Origin of the sequence: Chelativorans sp. AA-79 (assembly GCF_029457495.1) — a bacterium.
In the GTDB taxonomy this organism is placed as follows: Bacteria; Pseudomonadota; Alphaproteobacteria; order Rhizobiales; family Rhizobiaceae; genus Chelativorans.
On the sequence record NZ_CP120361.1, the window covers coordinates 2746652 to 2766728 of the forward strand.

At 63.3% G+C, this 20077-nt stretch carries 24 protein-coding genes; 21 read left to right on the forward strand and 3 right to left on the reverse strand.

Annotated features, from left to right (window positions below):
• Window positions 1-9: 9 nt before the first annotated feature.
• From rplX to rplQ, 15 genes are all read left to right on the forward strand, one after another.
• Window positions 10-324, forward strand: a complete 315-nt coding sequence (rplX, locus tag PVE73_RS13325) for a 50S ribosomal protein L24 (protein WP_277362714.1) — start codon at window positions 10-12, stop codon at window positions 322-324.
• Window positions 317-874, forward strand: coding sequence for a 50S ribosomal protein L5 (rplE, locus tag PVE73_RS13330; protein ID WP_277362715.1), 558 nt, complete (start codon window positions 317-319; stop codon window positions 872-874). Before rplX ends, rplE begins: the two co-directional genes overlap by 8 nt.
• A 27-nt stretch (window positions 875-901) precedes the next feature.
• Entirely contained in the window at window positions 902-1207 is a 306-nt protein-coding gene (gene rpsN / locus PVE73_RS13335) for a 30S ribosomal protein S14 (protein ID WP_277362716.1), read from the forward strand.
• An 11-nt stretch (window positions 1208-1218) separates the two neighbouring features.
• A complete protein-coding gene (gene rpsH / locus PVE73_RS13340) occupies window positions 1219-1617 on the forward strand; it encodes a 30S ribosomal protein S8 (RefSeq protein WP_277362717.1) in 399 nt (132 codons plus the stop codon).
• 36 nt (window positions 1618-1653) lie between these two features.
• Complete coding sequence (gene rplF, locus PVE73_RS13345; RefSeq protein WP_277362718.1) at window positions 1654-2187, forward strand: 50S ribosomal protein L6; 534 nt, start codon at window positions 1654-1656, stop codon at window positions 2185-2187.
• 11 nt (window positions 2188-2198) lie between these two features.
• Window positions 2199-2558 (forward strand): 50S ribosomal protein L18, encoded by a 360-nt coding sequence (rplR, locus tag PVE73_RS13350; RefSeq protein ID WP_277362719.1) that lies wholly within the window; start codon window positions 2199-2201, stop codon window positions 2556-2558.
• 71 nt (window positions 2559-2629) lie between these two features.
• A complete protein-coding gene (gene rpsE, locus PVE73_RS13355; RefSeq protein WP_277362720.1) occupies window positions 2630-3193 on the forward strand; it encodes a 30S ribosomal protein S5 in 564 nt (187 codons plus the stop codon).
• Between the two features lie 50 nt (window positions 3194-3243).
• Complete coding sequence (rpmD, locus tag PVE73_RS13360) at window positions 3244-3444, forward strand: 50S ribosomal protein L30 (RefSeq protein WP_277362721.1); 201 nt, start codon at window positions 3244-3246, stop codon at window positions 3442-3444.
• Between the two features lie 19 nt (window positions 3445-3463).
• Complete coding sequence (gene rplO, locus PVE73_RS13365) at window positions 3464-3931, forward strand: 50S ribosomal protein L15 (protein WP_277362722.1); 468 nt, start codon at window positions 3464-3466, stop codon at window positions 3929-3931.
• Between the two features lie 237 nt (window positions 3932-4168).
• Window positions 4169-5509, forward strand: a complete 1341-nt coding sequence (gene secY, locus PVE73_RS13370; protein WP_277362723.1) for a preprotein translocase subunit SecY — start codon at window positions 4169-4171, stop codon at window positions 5507-5509.
• Window positions 5506-6087: an adenylate kinase gene (locus PVE73_RS13375; RefSeq protein ID WP_277362724.1), complete on the forward strand. Its 582-nt coding sequence runs from the start codon at window positions 5506-5508 to the stop codon at window positions 6085-6087. The genes secY and PVE73_RS13375 overlap by 4 nt, the downstream gene beginning before the upstream one ends.
• 252 nt (window positions 6088-6339) lie before the next feature.
• Window positions 6340-6708 carry a 30S ribosomal protein S13 gene (gene rpsM / locus PVE73_RS13380; protein WP_277367453.1) on the forward strand — a complete coding sequence of 123 codons (369 nt, stop codon included), beginning with the start codon at window positions 6340-6342 and terminating at the stop codon, window positions 6706-6708.
• 125 nt (window positions 6709-6833) lie between these two features.
• Window positions 6834-7223 (forward strand): 30S ribosomal protein S11, encoded by a 390-nt coding sequence (gene rpsK, locus PVE73_RS13385; RefSeq protein WP_257763086.1) that lies wholly within the window; start codon window positions 6834-6836, stop codon window positions 7221-7223.
• Between the two features lie 89 nt (window positions 7224-7312).
• Complete coding sequence (locus PVE73_RS13390) at window positions 7313-8323, forward strand: DNA-directed RNA polymerase subunit alpha (RefSeq protein ID WP_277362725.1); 1011 nt, start codon at window positions 7313-7315, stop codon at window positions 8321-8323.
• A 42-nt stretch (window positions 8324-8365) separates the two neighbouring features.
• Window positions 8366-8797: a 50S ribosomal protein L17 gene (gene rplQ / locus PVE73_RS13395; RefSeq protein WP_277362726.1), complete on the forward strand. Its 432-nt coding sequence runs from the start codon at window positions 8366-8368 to the stop codon at window positions 8795-8797.
• A gap of 63 nt (window positions 8798-8860) precedes the next feature.
• Here rplQ and PVE73_RS13400 read toward each other — a convergent pair whose 3' ends face one another.
• Window positions 8861-9211 carry a DMT family protein gene (locus PVE73_RS13400; RefSeq protein WP_277362727.1) on the reverse strand — a complete coding sequence of 117 codons (351 nt, stop codon included), beginning with the start codon at window positions 9209-9211 and terminating at the stop codon, window positions 8861-8863.
• A 186-nt stretch (window positions 9212-9397) separates the two neighbouring features.
• Here PVE73_RS13400 and PVE73_RS13405 point away from each other — a divergent pair, with 186 nt between their 5' ends.
• The 5 genes from PVE73_RS13405 to PVE73_RS13425 are packed head-to-tail and all read left to right on the forward strand — an operon-like array spanning window position 9398 to window position 14505.
• Window positions 9398-10876, forward strand: coding sequence for a DegQ family serine endoprotease (locus PVE73_RS13405; protein ID WP_277362728.1), 1479 nt, complete (start codon window positions 9398-9400; stop codon window positions 10874-10876).
• A gap of 7 nt (window positions 10877-10883) precedes the next feature.
• Window positions 10884-12203, forward strand: coding sequence for a replication-associated recombination protein A (locus PVE73_RS13410; protein ID WP_277362729.1), 1320 nt, complete (start codon window positions 10884-10886; stop codon window positions 12201-12203).
• A 59-nt stretch (window positions 12204-12262) separates the two neighbouring features.
• Window positions 12263-12640 carry a fluoride efflux transporter CrcB gene (gene crcB / locus PVE73_RS13415; protein ID WP_277362730.1) on the forward strand — a complete coding sequence of 126 codons (378 nt, stop codon included), beginning with the start codon at window positions 12263-12265 and terminating at the stop codon, window positions 12638-12640.
• 30 nt (window positions 12641-12670) lie between these two features.
• Window positions 12671-13654 (forward strand): RluA family pseudouridine synthase, encoded by a 984-nt coding sequence (locus PVE73_RS13420; RefSeq protein ID WP_277362731.1) that lies wholly within the window; start codon window positions 12671-12673, stop codon window positions 13652-13654.
• A 56-nt stretch (window positions 13655-13710) separates the two neighbouring features.
• Window positions 13711-14505, forward strand: coding sequence for an ATP12 family protein (locus PVE73_RS13425; RefSeq protein WP_277362732.1), 795 nt, complete (start codon window positions 13711-13713; stop codon window positions 14503-14505).
• Between the two features lie 84 nt (window positions 14506-14589).
• Here PVE73_RS13425 and gltA read toward each other — a convergent pair whose 3' ends face one another.
• Both gltA and gltX read right to left on the reverse strand, forming a co-directional pair.
• Window positions 14590-15879 (reverse strand): citrate synthase, encoded by a 1290-nt coding sequence (gene gltA / locus PVE73_RS13430; RefSeq protein WP_277362733.1) that lies wholly within the window; start codon window positions 15877-15879, stop codon window positions 14590-14592.
• Window positions 15880-16046: 167 nt separating this feature from the next.
• A complete protein-coding gene (gene gltX / locus PVE73_RS13435; protein ID WP_277362734.1) occupies window positions 16047-17474 on the reverse strand; it encodes a glutamate--tRNA ligase in 1428 nt (475 codons plus the stop codon).
• Window positions 17475-17599: 125 nt separating this feature from the next.
• Between gltX and PVE73_RS13440 the strand changes: the two genes are divergently transcribed.
• Complete coding sequence (locus tag PVE73_RS13440) at window positions 17600-20020, forward strand: ComEC/Rec2 family competence protein (RefSeq protein WP_277362735.1); 2421 nt, start codon at window positions 17600-17602, stop codon at window positions 20018-20020.
• Window positions 20021-20077: the final 57 nt, after the last annotated feature.

The following is a 20077-nucleotide window of genomic DNA, read 5'->3' on the forward strand; positions in this document are numbered from 1 at the left end:
GCCGGAGAAATGCAGAAGATCAAGAAGGGCGACAAGGTCGTCGTGCTCTCCGGCCGTGACAAGGGCCGCACGGGCGAAATTTTGAAGATGATGCCGAAGGAAGATCGGGCCGTGGTGCGCGGCGTCAATCTGGTGCGCCGGCATCAGAAGCAGACACCGCAGGCCGAAGGCGGCATCATTACGAAAGAAGCGCCGATCCACGTGTCCAACCTGGCACTGGCCGACCCCAAGGACGGAAAGCCGACACGCGTCGGATTCCGCATCCAGGAGGATGGCAAGAAGGTGCGCGTGGCGAAGCGCTCGGGAGAGTTGATCGATGGCTAAGGCAGAATACCAGCCGCGCTTGAAGACGCGTTACGAGGAGGTGATCCGCAAGGAACTCCTCGATACATTCAGCTATGCAAACGAGATGCAGGTGCCGCGCCTCGACAAGGTCGTCATCAATATGGGAGTCGGTGAGGCGACGGGCGATTCCAAGAAGCCGACCGTTGCGGCCGAGGATCTGGCACTGATCGCTGGCCAGAAGCCGGTGATCACCCGGGCCCGCAACTCGATCGCCGGCTTCAAGGTGCGCGAGGGCATGCCGATCGGCGCCAAGGTGACGCTGCGCAAGGATCGCATGTACGAGTTCCTGGATCGGCTCGTGAACGTGGCGCTCCCGCGTGTCCGCGACTTCCGGGGCCTGAGCCCCAAGAGCTTCGATGGCCGCGGCAATTTCGCCATGGGTATCAAGGAGCACATCGTGTTCCCCGAGATCAATTACGACAAAGTCGACCAGATCTGGGGAATGGACATCATCGTCTGTACGACCGCCAAGACCGACGACGAGGCTCGCGCCCTGTTGAAGGCCTTCAACTTCCCGTTCCGGCAGTAACGGCAGGCGAGAACAAGGAACTATCAAATGGCAAAGACTAGCGCAGTCGAGAAGAACAAGAGGCGCCGGAAGATGGCCGACCGTTACGCCAACAAGCGAGCGGCACTCAAGGCCATCATCATGGACCAGGACAAGCCCATGGAGGAACGCTTCAAGGCGCAGCTCCAGCTTGCCGCCCTTCCGCGCAACTCGTCGAAGACGCGCATCCGCAACCGGTGCGATGTGACCGGCCGTCCGCGCGCTTATTACCGCAAGCTCAGGATGTCGCGTATCGCGCTTCGTGAGTTGGGCAGCCAGGGTCTTATCCCGGGCCTCGTCAAGTCGAGCTGGTAAGGGAGGTTGGCATGTCTGTGAATGATCCTCTCGGCGATATGCTGACCCGCATCCGCAATGCGGTCGGGCGCAGGAAGAACACGGTTTCCACGCCGGCTTCGCGGCTGCGCGTGCGCGTGCTCGATGTCCTAAAGGCTGAAGGCTTTATCCGCGACTACACGCAGGTCGACTACGACAACGGCAAGTCCGAGCTGGAAATCCAGCTCAAATATTTCGAGGGTGCTCCCGTGATCCGCGAAATCGCCCGCGTTTCCAAGCCAGGCCGTCGTGTCTATGTTTCGGTGAAGTCTATCCCGCAGGTCGCCAACGGTCTCGGCATCGCCATTCTTTCGACGCCCAAGGGCGTGATGGCCGACCACGAGGCTCGCGAGAAGAATGTCGGCGGAGAGATCCTCTGCCAGATCTTCTGATCCGGCTGGATTTAAGAAAAGAACGAGGACAGACACATGTCTCGTATTGGCAAGAAACCGGTTCCCGTGCCCCAGGGCGTCACGGCGAATGTCGACGGTCAGCTAGTCACGGCCAAGGGGCCGAAGGGCGAGCTGAAATTCGTCGTCAATGACGATGTCCTGGTGAAGATGGAAGACGGCGCGATCACGGTGGATCCGCGCGACCAGTCCAAGACCGCCCGCTCCAGGTGGGGCATGTCCCGCACGCAGATATCCAACATCCTCAACGGGGTGAAGGATGGCTTCGAGAAGCGGCTCGAGATCAATGGTGTGGGCTACCGCGCGGCTATGCAGGGCAAGAACCTACAGCTTTCGCTGGGCTACAGCCACGATGTGAGCTATGTCCCGCCGGAGGGGATCACGATCACGGTCCCGAAGCCGACGGAAATCGTCGTCAGCGGCATTGACAAGCAGGTGGTCGGCCAGGTCGCGGCCGAGATTCGTGAGTTCCGCAGCCCGGAGCCTTACAAGGGCAAGGGCGTGAAATACGCGGACGAGACGATCGTCCGTAAGGAAGGCAAGAAGAAGTAAGGACGCAGGCCATGGTGTCGAAAGTATCCGTTACGCGGCGCGCCGGGCGCGTCCGCCGGAAGTTGAAGTCGGTCGCCACCGAGCGCCCGCGGCTTTCGGTTCATCGTTCGTCGAAGCACATCTATGCTCAGGTGATCGATGACGTGAAGGGCCACACGCTCGCCTCCGCCTCCTCCCTGGAGGCGGATCTCAAGGGTAAGCTCAAGACCGGTGCGGACGCGGAAGCCGCTGGCCTCATCGGGAAGCTGATTGCCGAGCGCGCCAAGAAGGCGGGTGTGGACAAGGTCGTGTTCGACCGCGGCCCCTATCTCTATCACGGCCGCGTCAAGGCACTGGCCGATGCGGCCCGAGAAGGCGGCCTGGAATTCTAAACCGCTCCGGGCGCTGGTAGCCCGAAGCTTTCGTCAACCCGTGCTTCCGGAAAAGAACAAGGAAAAGGACAATGGCACAGCCCCGCAGGGACGACCGCAGAGAGCGCGATGAGCGCGACAGCGAGTTCGTCGATAAGCTCGTTCACATCAACCGCGTCGCCAAGGTGGTCAAGGGCGGCCGCCGTTTCGGCTTCGCCGCACTCGTGGTCGTCGGCGACCAGAAGGGCCGCGTCGGCTTCGGGCATGGCAAGGCCCGCGAGGTCCCCGAGGCGATCCGTAAGGCCACCGAGAGCGCCAAGCGCGACATGATCTTCGTGCCGTTGCGCTCCGGCCGCACCCTTCATCACGATATCGACGGGCGCCATGGCGCAGGCCGTGTGCTGCTTCGCGCCGCCAAGCCCGGCACGGGCATCATCGCAGGCGGTCCCATGCGCGCCGTCTTCGAGACGCTCGGCGTTCAGGACGTTGTGGCGAAGTCGCTCGGGTCCTCCAACCCTTACAACATGGTTCGCGCCACGTTCGATGCGCTGAAGCACCAGATGCACCCGAAGGATATCGCCGCCCAGCGTGGCATCAAGTATTCGTCCCTGCAGGCGCGCCGCGGAACGGCCGCTGGAACGGAAGAACAAGGCTGAGCGCGGTAGAACCTGCCTGGCAGGGGCCGCTTGCTTGAGGATTGACGAACATGGCTGAGAAGAAGAAGGGCAAGGCGATCACGATCGAGCAGATCGCCAGCCCCATCCGCCGCCCCAAGGAGCAGCGCGCGACGCTGATCGGCCTGGGGCTCAACAAACTGCGTCGCCGTTCGACGCTGGAGGACACGCCTTCGGTGCGCGGCATGATCGCGACGGTACGGCATCTCGTGCGCGTCGTCGACGAGGCCTGAGGAATCGAGGACTAGGCTCATGAAACTCAACGATCTCAGGGATATGGATGGTGCGACCAAGGCGCGCAAGCGCGTCGGTCGCGGCATCGGCTCCGGCTCCGGCAAGACCGGCGGCCGCGGCGTGAAGGGCCAGAAGTCGCGTTCGGGCGTTGCCATCAAAGGGTTCGAAGGCGGGCAGATGCCGCTTTACCGGCGCCTGCCGAAGCGTGGCTTCACCAATATCTTCGGCAAGGACTTCAACGAGGTTTCGCTGGGCCGCATCCAGGCGGCGATCGATGCGAAGAAGCTCGATGCCGGCGAGACGATCGATACCGCCGCTCTCCTCCAGGCGGGCGTGATTCGCCGCGCGAAGGATGGCGTGCGCATCCTGAGCGGCGGAGAGCTCAAGGCGAAGGTGACGCTCGACGTCGCCGGTGCGTCGAAGCCCGCCGTTGAAAAGATCGAAAAGGCGGGTGGTTCGGTCAAGCTGCCGGAGAAGGCAGGCTAAGGCCGCGCAAGCGGCGGAAGAGACAATCCGCCGCTTGCAACCTGGCCGTCCCGGGCCTATCTCGGGTTCGGCACCATGCGCCGAAAAAAGCCGCAACGGCGTTGGCGCATGATCCGCCCAAGGGTGAGCGGCTCGGTACTCCCTGCGCGCAGATTCTCGTCATCAGCGCGACTGAGTGTAAGAGGGCGTTCACTTTTTCTGGTTGCGCACAATGCGTGACGAAGCGGAGAATTCTTCATGGCATCGGCAGCCGAGCAACTTGCGTCGAACTTGAATTTTGCGGCCTTCGCCAAGGCCGAGGATCTGAAAAAGCGAATCTGGTTCACGCTCGGCGCGCTGCTCGTATATCGCCTCGGCACCTACATCCCGATGCCCGGCATCAATCCGGATGCTTTCGCGCAGGCCTTCCAGCAGCAGTCGGGCGGCGTGCTTGGCATGTTCAACATGTTTGCGGGCGGTGCCGTCGAGCGCATGGCGATCCTGGCGCTGGGCATCATGCCCTACATCTCCGCCTCCATCATCATGCAGCTCCTGACCTCGGTCGTGCCCTCGCTGGAGCAACTCAAGAAGGAAGGCGAGCAGGGTCGTAAGGTCATCAACCAGTACACGCGCTACGGCACGGTGCTCCTTGCGACGGTGCAGGCCTACGGCATCGCGATAGGTCTCGAGGGAGGCCAGAACATCGTGGCCGACCCGGGCTGGTTTTTTCGCATTTCCGCGGTCATCACCCTTGTCGGCGGGACAATGTTCCTGATGTGGCTCGGTGAGCAGATCACCGCGCGCGGCATCGGCAACGGCATTTCGCTGATCATCTTTTCAGGCATCGTGGCTGGCCTGCCGACGGCGATCGGCGGCACACTGGAGCTCGGCCGCACTGGCGCGATGTCCACGGGCCTGATCCTCGCCATCATCGTGCTGGCGATCGTGGTGATCGGCGTGATCGTCTTCTTCGAGCGTGCGCAGCGCCGGCTCCTGATCCAGTATCCGAAGCGCCAGGTGGGCAATCGGATGTTCCAGGGGGACACCTCGCACCTGCCGCTGAAGCTCAACACGGCTGGCGTCATCCCGCCGATCTTCGCCTCCTCGCTGCTTCTCCTACCTGCGACCGTGGCGGGCTTCACCGATACCACGCAGCTTCCCGGTTGGGCGGGCACCCTCCTTGCCACCCTCGGTCACGGCCAGCCGCTCTATATGGTGCTGTACGCTGCGCTGATCGCCTTCTTCGCTTTCTTCTACACGGCAATCGTCTTCAACCCGAAGGACACGGCCGATCAGTTGAAGAAGCATTCGGGCTTCATTCCCGGCTACCGGCCGGGCGAGCGGACGGCTGAATATATCGATTACGTGCTGACCCGCATCACCGTGGTCGGCGCCATCTATCTCGTCCTGGTGTGCCTGCTTCCGGAGTTTCTTATTTCGGCGACCGGCGTGCCTTTCTATCTCGGCGGTACGTCGCTCCTCATCGTCGTCAGCGTTACGCTGGACACGGTGTCGCAGGTCCAGGGGCACCTGATCGCGCATCAGTATGAGGGGCTGATCAAGAAGTCGAAGCTGCGTGGGGGGAAGAGGGGACGATGAGGCTTATACTTCTCGGGCCGCCGGGGGCGGGCAAGGGAACGCAGGCACAGATCCTGGTCGAAAAGTTCAACATTCCGCAGCTCTCCACGGGGGACATGCTGCGCGCAGCGGTGAGGGCGCAGACCGACATCGGCAAGAAGGCGAAAGCAGTCATGGATGCGGGAGAGCTCGTCTCAGACGCGATTGTGAATGCCATCGTGGCCGAGCGGATCGATCAGGACGACTGTGCCCAAGGCTTTATCCTCGATGGCTATCCGCGCACGCTGGCGCAGGCAGATGCGGTCGAGGCGATGCTTTCCGAGCGTGACCTCACGCTCGATGCGGTGGTCGAGCTCGTGGTTGACGATAAGGCATTGGTCGGCCGCATCGTCAAGCGGGCGGAAGACGCGAGGGCGGCCGGTCAGCCGGTGCGCAAGGACGACAATCCTGACGTGTTCGAGGAGCGTCTGCGCGAATATTACAAGAAGACGGCTCCCCTGACCGGCTACTACTACGCCAAGGGGAAGCTTCGCACCGTCGATGGAATGGCCTCGATCGAGGATGTGACGCGCCAGATCGAGAAGATTCTGGCGGAGTGAGGGCGAGGCGGGCTGGCGGCGGGAAGAGCCGAATCGTACCGCTTTGGCATTTCTCGAGCCATCGCAGGATCGCGGTTGACGCTTGAGCCGTTATCGACTATAGCGGCGCATCTCCTGACGAGACGCTATGTCGGCCGGGCCGTTTGGCTCGGCTTCGTTGTTGAGAAGAAGATATGCTCGCAGGGGCCGGCCTCCACCGGACGCGAGCCAAACCCAAGCGCCGGCAGATTGGCCGGCTATATGGAGAAGAAGATGGCCCGTATCGCTGGCGTCAATATTCCGACCAACAAGCGCGTCGTGATTGCGCTTCAATATATCCACGGCATCGGGTCGAAGCTCGCCCGAGACATCGTCGCGAAGGTGGGCATCCCGGACGACCGCCGCGTACATCAGTTGACCGACGCCGAAGTGCTGGCGATCCGCGAGACGATCGACCGCGATTACCGGGTCGAGGGTGACCTGCGCCGCGAGGTCTCGATGAACATCAAGCGCCTGATGGATCTCGGCTGCTACCGCGGCCTGCGCCATCGCCGCTCGCTGCCGGTGCGCGGTCAGCGCACGCACACCAATGCGCGCACCCGCAAGGGGCCCGCAAAGCCGATCGCAGGGAAGAAAAAGTAATCGAGCGAATAGCGAAATCGCGAATAGCGAATAGGGTTCCCTACTCACTATTCGCTACTCCCTATTCGCCTCTTGGTGTAGCCGCTGGCATTACGGCGGTGTAGAGATCGTTAGAAAGGAAAGACATGGCCAAGGAAGCCGCGCGCGTTCGCCGTCGTGAACGCAAGAATATTTCGTCGGGCGTGGCGCACGTCAGCTCGACCTTCAACAACACCATGATCACCATCACCGATGCGCAGGGCAATGCGATCGCTTGGTCGTCCGCCGGTGCCCAAGGCTTCAAAGGGTCGCGCAAGTCCACTCCGTTCGCCGCCCAGGTCGCTGCCGAAGATTGCGCCCGCAAGGCGCAGGAGCACGGCATGCGCACGCTCGAGGTGGAGGTCTCCGGCCCGGGTTCAGGCCGTGAATCGGCGCTGCGTGCCTTGCAGGCGGCGGGCTTCACCATTACATCCATCCGCGATGTGACCCCCATCCCGCACAACGGATGCCGCCCGCGCAAGAAGCGCCGGGTCTAAAGCCTGTTTGCCGTACGAGTGCCTTGGGGCACTCCTCTGCAGAGCGCCCGTCACGATTGGATGGTGGCGGGCTAACGGAAGGAAAGATCATGATCCAGAAAAACTGGCAGGAACTCATCAAGCCCAACAAGATCGAGTTCACGTCGAAAGGCCGTACGCAGACGACCCTCGTGGCCGAGCCGCTAGAGCGTGGTTTCGGCCTTACCCTCGGCAACGCGCTGCGTCGCGTCCTGCTTTCCTCGTTGCGCGGCGCCGCCGTGACGGCGGTGCAGATCGACGGTGTGCTGCACGAGTTCTCCTCGATTGCGGGCGTGCGCGAAGACGTGACGGATATCGTCCTGAACATCAAGGAAATCGCCATCCGGATGGAAGGCGACGGGCCGAAGCGGATGGTCGTGCGCAAGCAGGGCCCGGGCGTCGTCACGGCTGGCGACATCCAGACCGTCGGCGACGTCGAAGTGCTGAACCCCGACCATGTGATCTGCACGCTCGATCAGGGTGCGGAGATCCGCATGGAGTTTACGGTCGATACGGGCAAGGGTTACGTACCGGCCGACCGCAATCGCGCAGAGGACGCGCCGATTGGCCTCATTCCGGTCGACAGCCTCTATTCGCCGGTCAAAAAGGTCTCCTACAAGGTTGAGAACACCCGTGAGGGCCAGGTTCTCGATTACGACAAGCTGACCATGACCCTGGAGACGGACGGCTCGGTGACCGGTGAGGATGCGGTGGCCTATGCGGCCCGTATCCTGCAGGACCAGCTTGGCCTGTTCGTCAATTTCGAGGAGCCTCAGAAGGAGCAGCCTGCCGAGCAGGTGACAGAGCTCGCCTTCAACCCGGCTTTGCTCAAGAAGGTGGACGAGCTGGAGCTTTCCGTGCGCTCGGCCAACTGCCTGAAGAACGACAACATCGTCTATATCGGCGACCTGATCCAAAAGACGGAAGCTGAGATGCTGCGCACGCCGAATTTCGGCCGCAAGTCGCTCAACGAGATCAAGGAAGTGCTCGCCTCGATGGGGCTCCACCTCGGCATGGAAGTGCCGGATTGGCCGCCGGACAACATCGAAGAGCTCGCCAAGCGCTACGAAGACCAGTATTGACCCCGGCGGGCTCAGTGCCCAGGGAATTGAAGGAGACAAGCAATGCGTCACGGTAAAGCCGGCCGCAAGCTCAACCGGACATCCAGCCACCGCAAGGCCATGTTCGCCAATATGGCGGCCTCGCTCATTGAGCATGAGCAGATCGTCACCACGCTGCCCAAGGCCAAGGAGCTTCGTCCGATCGTGGAGAAGCTCGTCACGCTCGGCAAGCGCGGCGATCTCCATGCTCGCCGCCAGGCAATCGCCGCCATTCGCAGCGAAGCTTTGGTGCGCCGCCTCTTCGACACGCTCGCCCCGCGCTATGCCTCGCGCAACGGCGGCTATACGCGCATCATGAAGGCGGGCTTTCGCCACGGCGACAATGCGGCCCTGGCCGTGATCGAGTTCGTGGACCGTGACCCGTCGGTCAAGGGTGCCGCCGACCGCGCCCGCGTCGAGGCGGAGGCCGCCAGCGAAGAAGCCGAGGCGGCGTGATTTCACGCTTCCTTCGGATACTGTTTTAGGAGGGGCCTCACGGCCCCTTTTTGCTGCCTGCTTTCAACCGAGCGGCCCCTTGAAGATGAAGAAAGCGCCGAGGCAGATCAGGGCGAAGCCGATCGCATGATTGATGGTCAGTTGCTCGCCGAGATAGTAGACGGAGAAGACCGCAAAAACCGAAAGCGTGATCACCTCCTGCATAGTCTTCAGCTCCGCCGCACTGTAGACGGCGTGACCATAGCGATTGGCCGGCACAGCGAAGCAGTATTCGATGAAGGCGATGCTCCAGCTCGCGAGAATCACGAGAAGGAGGGGCTTATTCATAAACTTCAGGTGGCCGTACCAAGCAAAAGTCATGAAGATGTTCGAGACGGTGAGAAGCAGGATCGGCGCCAGATAGGGCAGGGCCATGGATGTCCTCGGAAGGTCGGCTAGAGGTGATGAGATGAAGGGGAAGTGATTCGGGATGAGCTGCAATCACTGGGCCTCTTTTTTGCCCTTACATGAAACCGACGACGGCCGAACCGGTTTGATCCTCCCAGCCTTTTCTTATGCACAATCCTGTTCGATGATGCGCGCCCACAGTCGAGGAGTCCGATGAAAGTGATAACTTCCTTCCTTCGCCTGTTTTTTCTCCTTGGGGCGCTTTCGCTGCCTGCCCATGCCCAGGATCGGCCGGCCGAATCGCTTTTGGATCCTTTGAAGCAACTCCTGCGAGGGGGCGAGGAAAATGCGGGGGCACCAGCCGGCGAGACGCAGCGCCGCGTTCCCTTCAGCCAGCAGGAAATCCAGCTCTCCTTCGCGCCGCTGGTGCGCCAAGTGGCACCCGCCGTCGTGAACGTCTACGCCTCGACCCGCGTACAGGCGCGCTCGCCCTTTATGGGCGATCCCTTCTTTGAGCGCTTTTTCGACTTCCCCCAGATGCCGCCACGGGTTCAGTCGTCCCTAGGCTCCGGCGTGCTGGTCGATCCCTCCGGCATCGTTGTGACCAACTACCATGTGATCCGCCAGGCGGACGAGGTGAAGATCGCGCTTGCGGATGGGCGGGAGTTCGAAAGCAACGTCCTGCTCAAGGATGAGGGGCTCGATCTCGCCGTCCTGAAGGTCGAAGGCTCCGAGGCTTTCCCGGCCGCCACGCTCGGCGATTCCGAGGCGCTCGAGGTCGGCGATCTCGTGCTTGCGATCGGCAATCCCTTCGGCGTGGGCCAGACCACCACGAGCGGCATCGTCTCGGCCGTGGCGCGCTCGCTGGGCGGTGTTTCCGATTTCGGCTATTTCATTCAGACGGATGCGGCCATCAATCCCGGCAATTCCGGCGGCGCGCTCGTCAACATGGCCGGTGAGGTCGTCGGCATCAATACGGCCATCTACAGCCGCTCGGGCGGTTCGATCGGTATCGGCTTCGCCGTTCCCGCGAATATCGTGCGCGCGGTGGTGGATTCGGCCAGAAACGGTAAGGATTTCTTCGAGCGTCCCTATGTGGGGGCGAGCTTCGATCGCGTGACGCCCAACATCGCCGAAGCGCTCGGCATGCCACGTCCGGCCGGCGCGCTCGTCACCAACATCGCCTCTGCCAGCCCGGCCGCCAGGGCGGGGCTCGAAAGCGGCGATGTGGTGGTGGCTGTGAACGGCAGGTCCGTGGAGACGCCTGAGGCGCTGGAATATCGTCTCGCCACCGTGCCGATCGGCGACACGGCCCAGGTCGAGGTGCTGCGCAATGGCGAGGAGATCGGGCTCTCCATACAGGTCGAACACGCGCCCGAAGGCGACGGCCAGCAGTTGGAGATCGGCGGCACCGGGCCCTTCGCCGGCGCCAAAGTGGCGGAGCTTTCGCCCGCGCTCGCCCAGCGCCTGCGGCTTCCGGTTACCGGCAAGGGCGTCGTCATCGCGGATCTAGCGCGCAATTCTCCGGCTGCCAGTATCGGCCTGAGGCCGGGTGACATCGTGCGTGAACTCAATGGAGAGGAGATCGCTACGCCCGACCAGATGAAGGCGTTGGCCGAAACCGATGCGCGCTGGTGGCGGTTCACGATCGAGCGCGATGGCCGTACCATCCGGCAGACGATGCGGTTCTGATGAGCGTATGAGCGATCTGTTCGACAGAGGTGAGCCCGAGGTTTCCGTGGCGGTCGGTAAGCCGCTGGCCGACCGTCTGCGGCCCAAACGGCTTGACGAGGTGGTGGGCCAGGAACACCTGACCGGCGCCGAGGGCGCGCTCACGCGGATGATCCGCTCCGGCTCGCTCGGCTCGCTCATCTTCTGGGGTCCGCCCGGCACGGGAAAGACGACGGTTGCCCGGCTCCTGGCCGGCGAGACCTCGATGGCCTTCGAGCAGATCTCGGCGATCTTTTCGGGCGTGGCCGATCTGAAAAAGGTCTTCGAGGCCGCGCGCCTGCGCCGAAACCAAGGCCGCCAGACACTCCTCTTCGTCGATGAGATCCACCGCTTCAATCGGGCCCAGCAGGATTCCTTCCTGCCGGTGATGGAGGACGGCACCGTCGTCCTGGTGGGCGCCACGACCGAGAATCCCTCCTTCGAACTCAATGCCGCGCTTCTTTCCCGTGCCCGCGTGCTGGTCTTCCATTCCCTCGAGGCGGACAGCCTCCAGCGCCTGCTAGCGCGTGCCGAAGAGGCGGAGGGGCGCGAGCTGCCGCTGGACGAGGAGGCGAGGGCAGTGCTCCTGCGCATGGCCGATGGCGACGGCCGCGCGGTCCTGACGCTGGCGGAGGAGGTTTGGCGTGCGGCCGGTGAAGGCGAGGTCTTCGACGCCGAGACCCTGCAGCGCATCGTGCAGCGCCGCGCGCCGATCTACGACAAGAGCCAGGACGGGCACTACAACCTGATTTCCGCCCTGCACAAATCCGTACGTGGTTCAGATCCGGATGCCGCACTCTACTATCTCTGCCGCATGTTCGATGCGGGTGAGGACCCGCTTTATCTCGGGCGCAGGCTCGTGCGCATGGCGGTCGAGGATATTGGTCTCGCCGATCCGCAGGCCCTCTTGATCGCGAATGCGGCCAAGGACGCCTATGATTATCTGGGCTCGCCGGAAGGCGAGCTCGCTCTCGCCCAGGCTTGTATCTATCTTGCCACCGCGCCGAAATCGAACGCCGCCTACACTGCCTTTAAGTCTGCGATGGCGGCGGCGAAGGAGCACGGCTCGCTGCTCCCTCCCAAGCACATCCTCAACGCGCCCACGAAGCTCATGAAGGAAACTGGGTACAGCTCGGGCTACCAGTACGATCACGACATGCCCGATGCCTTCTCTGGCCAGGACTATTTTCCCGAAGCCATGGGCCGACGAACCTTCTACGATCCGCCCGACCGCGGCTTCGAGCGGGATATCCGCAAGCGGCTCGATTATTGGGATAAGCTCAGGCGGGAGAGGCAGGGCGGTGGCTGAGGTGCCGCCGAATCGCATTCTGTCGGCGAGATAAGCCAGTTTAACGGCGGGGAACGGATTTGTATCATCTGCTGCTTGTTTGCATCGGCGGCGCCATCGGTGCCGGCATGCGCCATCTGGCCACGATTGCGGCGGGGCGCCTCCTGGGCATTGCTTTTCCTTGGGGCACGCTTACCGTCAACGTGGCGGGCAGCTTCGCGATGGGGCTGCTTGTGGAGACGCTTGCCCGAAGATTCGACGTCTCCAACGAGATCCGGCTGCTCCTTGCGACGGGGCTGCTCGGCGGCTTCACCACTTTTTCCTCTTTCTCTCTCGATGTGGCCGTACTTTGGGAAAGGGGAGCGCAGACGGCTGCCCTTGGATATGTCGTGGCGAGCGTAGCCTGTTCGATCCTGGCACTCTTCGGCGGATTGTGGCTCGCAAGAAGCATCCTCTAATGGTATTGCCGCCGTCGAAACGGTGATGAGATGGCAGGCATAGAACAAATCCAGGTTGACGGCGGCGAGGCCGGCATGCGGCTCGACCGCTGGTTCAAGGTCCATTATCCGGGCCTTGGTTTCGGACAGCTACAGAAGCTGCTGCGTACCGGACAGGTGCGTGTGGACGGCGGTCGCGCCAAGGCGGAAACCCGGGTGCAGCCGGGGCAGACGATCCGCGTGCCGCCGCTCGCCGTGGATCGCAAGGGCGCGCCCGCCACCATCCGCACCATCCGCGAGCGGGGCGATGCGGAAGTGCTGTCGCAGATGCTGATCCACGAGGACGACAAGGTTTTCGTCTTCAACAAGCCCGCCGGCCTTGCCGTGCAGGGCGGTTCCGGCGTCAGCCGCCATGTGGACGGCATGTTGGAGGCTTGGCGCAGCAAAAAAGGTGAGAAGCCGCGTCTGGTGCATCGGCTCGACCGCGATACCTCCGGCGTGCTTGTCGTGGCGCGCACGCGACTCGCGGCCGTCAAGCTCACAGCGGCCTTCCGCGCCCGCGAGACGAAGAAGATCTACTGGGCGCTCGTCAAAAGTGTGCCAAAGAAACAGGAAGGACGCATCTCCACCTGGCTCGTCCGCGAAGCCACGCCCGACGGCGACCGCATGCGGATTGCCAAGCATGGCGAGCCGGGCGCGGACCACGCCGTCTCCACCTATCGCGTGGTGGAGCAGGCCGGCACCGCGCTCTCCTGGCTGGAGATGGAGCCCTACACGGGACGAATGCACCAGCTTCGCGTGCACGCCGCCCATATCGGCTGTCCGGTCATCGGCGATCCCAAATACTTTGAAGCCGACCAGAATTGGGAGTTGCCGGGCGGCATGCAGAATCGGTTGCATCTTCACGCCCGTCGCATCATCGTCCCGCACCCCGACGGCGGCATCGTTGACGTCACGGCCGAATTGCCGCCGCATATGCGGCAGAGCTGGAACCTGCTCGGCTTCGATGACGCGGCGGCGAAAGAAGAAATCTAAACCCTGTTTCCCCTGTCAGGGTGACGGCACCAGGCGCCTGCCTATATATTGAAGCCATGCGTGATATTCTGAACGATCTCGATGATGGCCGGCAATTTTCGGATCCCGATCCGATGCGCCGCGCGCAAAGCCAGATGCAGCGACCGCTGCCGAAGCGTTTCTATAAGCGCGTGGAGGTGGGCGGGGCTGACGAGGCTTGGACGGTCCTCCTGGACGGGCGGACGGTACGCACGCCTGCGGGGGCGGAACTGGCGTTGCCCAGCGAAGCAGCCGCGCGGCTGGTTGCCGACGAATTCGGCGCCCAGGGTGAGCATATCGATCCCATGACCATGCCGGTCACGCGGCTCGTCAACACGGCCATCGACGGGGTAGCGGTGGATATCCAGGTGGTGATGGAAGACATTCTGCGCTACGCATCCACCGACCTCCTCTACTATCGCGCCGATGCGCCCGACCGGCTGATCGAGCTCCAGGCGGAGGCATGGGACCCGGTGCTCGACTGGGCGGAAGCCGAGCTCAGCGTGCGTTTCATCCTCGCGGAGGGTGTGATGCATGTGGAGCAACCGCGCCAGACGATCGCTGCCGTCGGGGCGCATTTGCGGCCGCGCAACGATCCCCTGCGGCTTGCCGCCCTTCATGTGATGACGACACTGACCGGATCGGCTATCCTCGCTCTGGCGGTGGAAGCCGGCTCAATCGAAGCGGAGGCCGCGTGGGAAGCGGCCCATGTCGACGAGGACTGGAACATCTCGCAATGGGGCGAGGACGAGGAAGCTGCCGCCCGCCGCGCTGCCCGCAGGCGCGACATGATGGGAGCTGTGGCGCTGCTCAGGGCCGTGACAGCACGTTGAGTTGCATATAGCCGGTCGGCATCTTTGAAAAAAGGCCCCCGCTCTAACCTGAGCGGAGGCCCTGTCTGTGTTTGACGTTCCGTCTCAGCGCTTGGCGATCGGCACGTAGTCGCGCTCGGCGGCTCCGGTGTAGAGCTGCCGGGGACGGCCGATCTTCTGCTGCGGATCCTCGATCATCTCCTTCCACTGGGCGATCCAGCCCACGGTGCGTGCGACGGCGAAGAGCACCGTGAACATGGTGGTGGGGAAGCCCAGCGCCTTCAAGGTGATGCCCGAATAGAAGTCAATGTTCGGATAGAGCTTCTTCTCGATGAAATACTCGTCCGTAAGGGCGATGCGCTCCAGCTCCATGGCGATGTCGAGCTGCGGATCGTCCTTGATGCCGAGCTCGGCCAGCACCTCGTGGCAGGTCTTCTGCATGATCTTGGCGCGCGGATCGTAGTTCTTGTAGACCCGGTGACCGAAGCCCATCAGGCGGAAGGGATCGTTCCTGTCCTTGGCGCGCTCGATATATTCGGGGATGCGCTCGACCGTGCCGATCTCGGCCAGCATGTTGAGGGCAGCCTCGTTCGCGCCGCCATGGGCGGGACCCCAGAGGCAGGCGATGCCGGCGGCGATGCAGGCGAAGGGGTTCGCTCCGGAAGAGCCGGCGAGCCTGACGGTGGAAGTGGACGCGTTCTGCTCGTGGTCGGCATGCAGGATGAAGATCCGCTCCATGGCCCGCGCCATGACGGGGTTGACCTTGTATTCCTCGCAGGGCACCGCGAAGCACATATGCAGGAAGTTGGCGGCGTAGGAGAGCTCGTTGCGCGGGTAAATGAAGGGCTGGCCGATATGGTATTTGTAGGCCATGGCCGCGATCGTCGGCATCTTGGCGATCATGCGGATCGAGGCCACCATGCGCTGATGCGGATCGGAGATGTCCGTCGAGTCATGGTAGAAAGCCGAGAGCGCGCCGACGACGCCGCACATCACCGCCATGGGATGCGCGTCCCGGCGGAACCCGGTGAAGAAGCGCGACATCTGCTCGTGAATCATCGTGTGCCGCGTCACGCGCAGATCGAAATCTTCCTTCTGCGCCTTTGTCGGCAGCTCGCCGTAAAGGAGCAGATAACAGACTTCGAGAAAGTCGCCGTGTTCGGCGAGCTGATCGATCGGGTAGCCGCGATGGAGCAGCACGCCCTCGTCGCCGTCGATATAGGTGATCTTCGACTCGCAACTCGCCGTGGAGGTGAAACCGGGATCGTAGGTGAACATCCCGGTCTGCTTGTAGAGCGAGGCGATGTCGAAGACATCGGGCCCGATCGAGCCGTTGCGCACCGGGTATTCGCTGGTCTCTCCACCAAGTTCAAGTTTTACCGTCGAATTCGCCATCGCACATTACCTCTCTGTCTTGAAACTTGGGGCAGGAATGTCGTCGCCACGGAAATGGCAGGCAACCGCCAGCACGGTTTTGGGTGCCTCTAGCTAGCGCATTTGCCCCACCCTGCCAAGCTTGACAGCCACGTGTGTTGCGCTGCAACATACGCGATTGTGCGGGCTTACGCACCAGTCGCCTGGTCAAGAATGCGGCCAAGCGACTCCTCGCGGCCGAGCACGGCCAAGACATCGAAAATGCCGGGCGAGGTGGTGCGCCCCGTAACTGCGGCCCGCAGCGGCTGAGCCACCTTGCCGAGCTTCCGGCCGGTCTTCTCTGCAAAGGCACGGACGACTGCCTCGGTGCTCCCCGCCGTCCAGGTGTCGAGGCCGGCAAACTCGTCGGCAAGCGCTGCAAGCATTACCCGGGCATCTTGGTCGAGCAACTCCGCCGCTTTCTCCTCGACCGGCAGCGGACGCTCGGCGACAAGAAAACGCGCCCCGTCCATCAGTTCCACCAGCGTCTTCGCCCGCTCCTTGAGGCCGGGGAGGGCGGCGCGAAGCTGCACCCGGTGCTTTTCGTCGAACTTGTCGAGAAAAGCCCGTCCGCCTTCGAGATGCGGCAGCGTGGCGACAAAAAGCTCGAAAAGAACGTCATCGTCCATCTGGCGCATATGGACGCCGTTCAGCGCTTCCATTTTCTGGAAATCGAAGCGTGCCGCACCTTTGTTGATGTCCTCGATCTCGAACCATTCGATCATCTGCTCGGTGGTCATCACCTCGTCGTCGCCATGGCTCCATCCGAGTCGCGCGAGATAGTTGCGCAGGGCCGCGGGCAGGTAGCCCATGGCCCGATAGGCATCGACGCCGAGTGCTCCATGACGCTTCGAGAGCTTGCCGCCGTCCGGCCCATGGATCAGCGGTATATGGGCCATCGCCGGCAGATCCCAACCCATCGCGCGGTAAATGATCGCCTGGCGAGCGGCATTGGTGAGGTGATCGTCGCCTCGGATGATGTGGGTGACGCCCATATCGTGGTCGTCCACCACCACGGCGTGCATGTAAGTGGGCGTGCCGTCCGAACGCAGGATGATGAAATCGTCAAGATCCTTGTTGGGGAAGCGCACGTCTCCCTGCACACGGTCGCGGATGACGGTCTCTCCCTCGGCGGGCGCCTTGATGCGGACCACTGGCTTCACGCCGGCCGGCGCCTCGCCCGGGTCGCGGTCGCGCCATGTGCCGTCATAGCGCGGCGGCCTCCCATCGGCACGCGCTTTCTCGCGCATCGCCTCGATCTCCTCGGGCGTGCAGTAGCAATAATAGGCCTCGCCCCGCGCAATCAGTTCCTCCGCCACGTCTTTATGGCGGGAGGCACGGGCGAACTGGGAAATCGGCTCCCCGTCCCAATCGAGCCCCAGCCAGGCAAGCCCGTCAAGGATGGCCGCCGTCGCTTCCGGCGTGGAGCGCTGCCGGTCGGTGTCCTCGATCCTGAGCAGCATCCTGCCGCCCGTGTGCCGGGCGTAGAGCCAGTTGAAGAGGGCCGTGCGTGCGCCTCCGATATGGAGGAAGCCGGTGGGCGAGGGCGCAAAGCGGGTGACGACGGATTCTGCCATTTTTCTTGTCCGGATTCGTTCAAAGCGGCGCATTTTCGGCCATCGCCTGCGCCGGGTGGAAATTGGCTGTCCGTCATGTAGCATAGGCGAGTTGGGGTGCAAGCGCCTGCGGGAGAAACAGGGGCATGGGGGGCGAACGAGCGGAAGCCGCCGAGCGCGAGCGACTGCACTTCCTCGTCTTGGAGGAGGCTGCGTCGACGGGTAAGGTCGTTTCGGCTGCTATACGGGAGCCGGGGCTGGTGGCCGTCGTCTCTTCCGGACGGGCCGCTCCCTTGCGGGGCGCAGGCCTGCGGATGCTTCCGCAAGCCGTCTTGGGCGAACTGGCAAGAGACGGCGCGCGCGGGGGTGCATTCCTTTGCCTACCGGTGCTGCTGGGCCTAGGAGCTGTAATCTACTACGCTCTCCCCTGGGAGCCGGAATTCCCGTTTCTTTTCGCATTGGCAGCCCCGCTCTTGCTGGCCGTCTGGCTCCTGCAGAGCAGGCCGGCGGGGCTCGTGTGCTGCGGCGCCGTCCTTGCCATCACCGCCGGCGTCGGCGCGGCGAAAATCGAGACCTGGCGTGCGGCGACACCGGTGCTGGGCTCGGACGTGACGACGCGGATCACCGGCAGGGTGGCCGGTATCGAGTATCAGGCGAGCGGCCGTATTCGCCTGATCATCGACATCGTGACGACGGAGCGCCCGCGGCTGCGCTATGCGCCCGAACGGGTGCGGCTGACCGCGCGAGGCGTGCCTGCCGGCCTGCGCCCCGGCGATGGCGTCACCGGGCTGGTGCGGCTCATGTCGCCTTCCGGCCCGGTGCGTCCCGGCAGCTATGACTTTTCCTTTGCAAGCTATTACAGCGGGATCGGTGCGATCGGCTTCTTCATGAAAGGGCCGGAGCGTGCAGAGATTGCGGGCGAAGCGCCGTTTACCGCTCGCCTGAACCGCACCCTCGAGACCGTGCGTCTGGCGCTCGCCGAACGAATCCGCAGCCAAATCGACGGGTCGAAGGGCGAAGTGGCGGTGGCAGTGATCACCGGTTACCGGTCGGGCATTCCGGAAGAGGTGAACGAATGGCTGCGCCGGTCCGGGCTGGCGCACATCCTTTCCATCTCCGGCCTGCACATGGCGCTGGTCGCAGTCACCGTGATGTTCATGCTGAGGGCCGGCAGTGCCCTCTTTCCCGGCTTCTCCTCCCGCGTGCCGGTGAAGAAATATGCCGCGGCGGCGGCACTTGCCTTCTGCACGCTCTATCTCTTCATCTCCGGTGCGGAGGTGGCCGCCAAGCGCAGCTATATCATGCTTGCAGTGATGCTTGCCGCGCTGATCTTCGACCGTGCTGCTCTCACCATGCGCAATGTGGCGATCGCGGCGCTCATCATCATCGCCCTGTCGCCGCACGAGGTGGTGGGGCCAAGCTTCCAGATGTCGTTCGCCGCAACCGCCGCCCTGATAGCCGGCTATGCCGTCTGGAGCGGACGTCGGAGCGGTCGCGCTTCGGCTGCGCCCCCAAACGGGTCGCTGGTCCACCGCGCGGGGCGCATGGCGCTCGGTTTCGTGATCGGCCTCGCCGCCACCTCGCTGATCGCGGGCACGGCGACGGCTCTCTACGGCATCTGGCATTTTCAGCGCGCCACGCCGCTGGCCCTGCCGGCCAATCTCGCAGCGATGCCCTTCGTCTCGACGATCGCCATGCCGGCGGCCGTTCTGGCAATGGTCGCCATGCCCTTCGGCCTCGACGGGTTTTTCCTGAAGATCATGGCGCACGCGATCGCCGCCGTGATCGCGGTTGCGAAATGGTTCTCCGATCGCACACCGATCGACGCAGTCGGGCTGATCCCGCTTCCGGCACTGCTGGCACTCACGGCGGCTCTCGTGATCCTCGTCATTTCCACCACACGGCTGAGGCTCTTGGCCCTGCCTTTCCTTGCCATCGGGATTGGGTTGCTGATGACACGGGAACTGCCTGATATCTTCATCAGCGAGGATGCCCGGTTGGTGGGTGTTGGCGGAGAAGGGGGCGTCATCGCTGTCAACCGGAACCGGCCCAACGGTTTCACCATGGAAGACTGGACGCGTTCTCTCAACGCGGAAAGGGTGCTCAAACCGGTAACGGCCGGCGCTCCTGTCGGCGGGCTGCCGGGGAACGCCTTTTCCTGCGGTGACGGACTTTGTGTCGCACAGCACCAAAGCGGAGCGGTGATCGCTCATGCGGAAAGCCCGGAAGTGGCCCGAATCGCCTGCGCGACGGCAACGCTGATCGTGATCGATGACGCGACGGCGGGAAACCCCTGCGGTGCAAACCGGGCGGTTGTCATCACCAAGCGCGAACTCGCGCGAAGGGGCAGCGCTGTCGTCGACATTCGACGCGGCGAAGCCGCTCTTCGCGCCGACATCACCTTCGCGATCGAAGAGCCATACCGACCCTGGCACGCGCACAGGACCTGGTCCAGGGCCGCGCGCGGCCTGCCGCCTTATACAAGGCGGAAAAAGGAGCCCCGGCTGGAGGCACCGCCTCCTCGTGCGTCACAGACCCGGCTCCTGTCAGTCACAGGTCGGGAATAAAGAGGGCGGGTGAATCCTTTTCCGGTCGCTGCTATAGCAACGCTCCATGCCGACGAG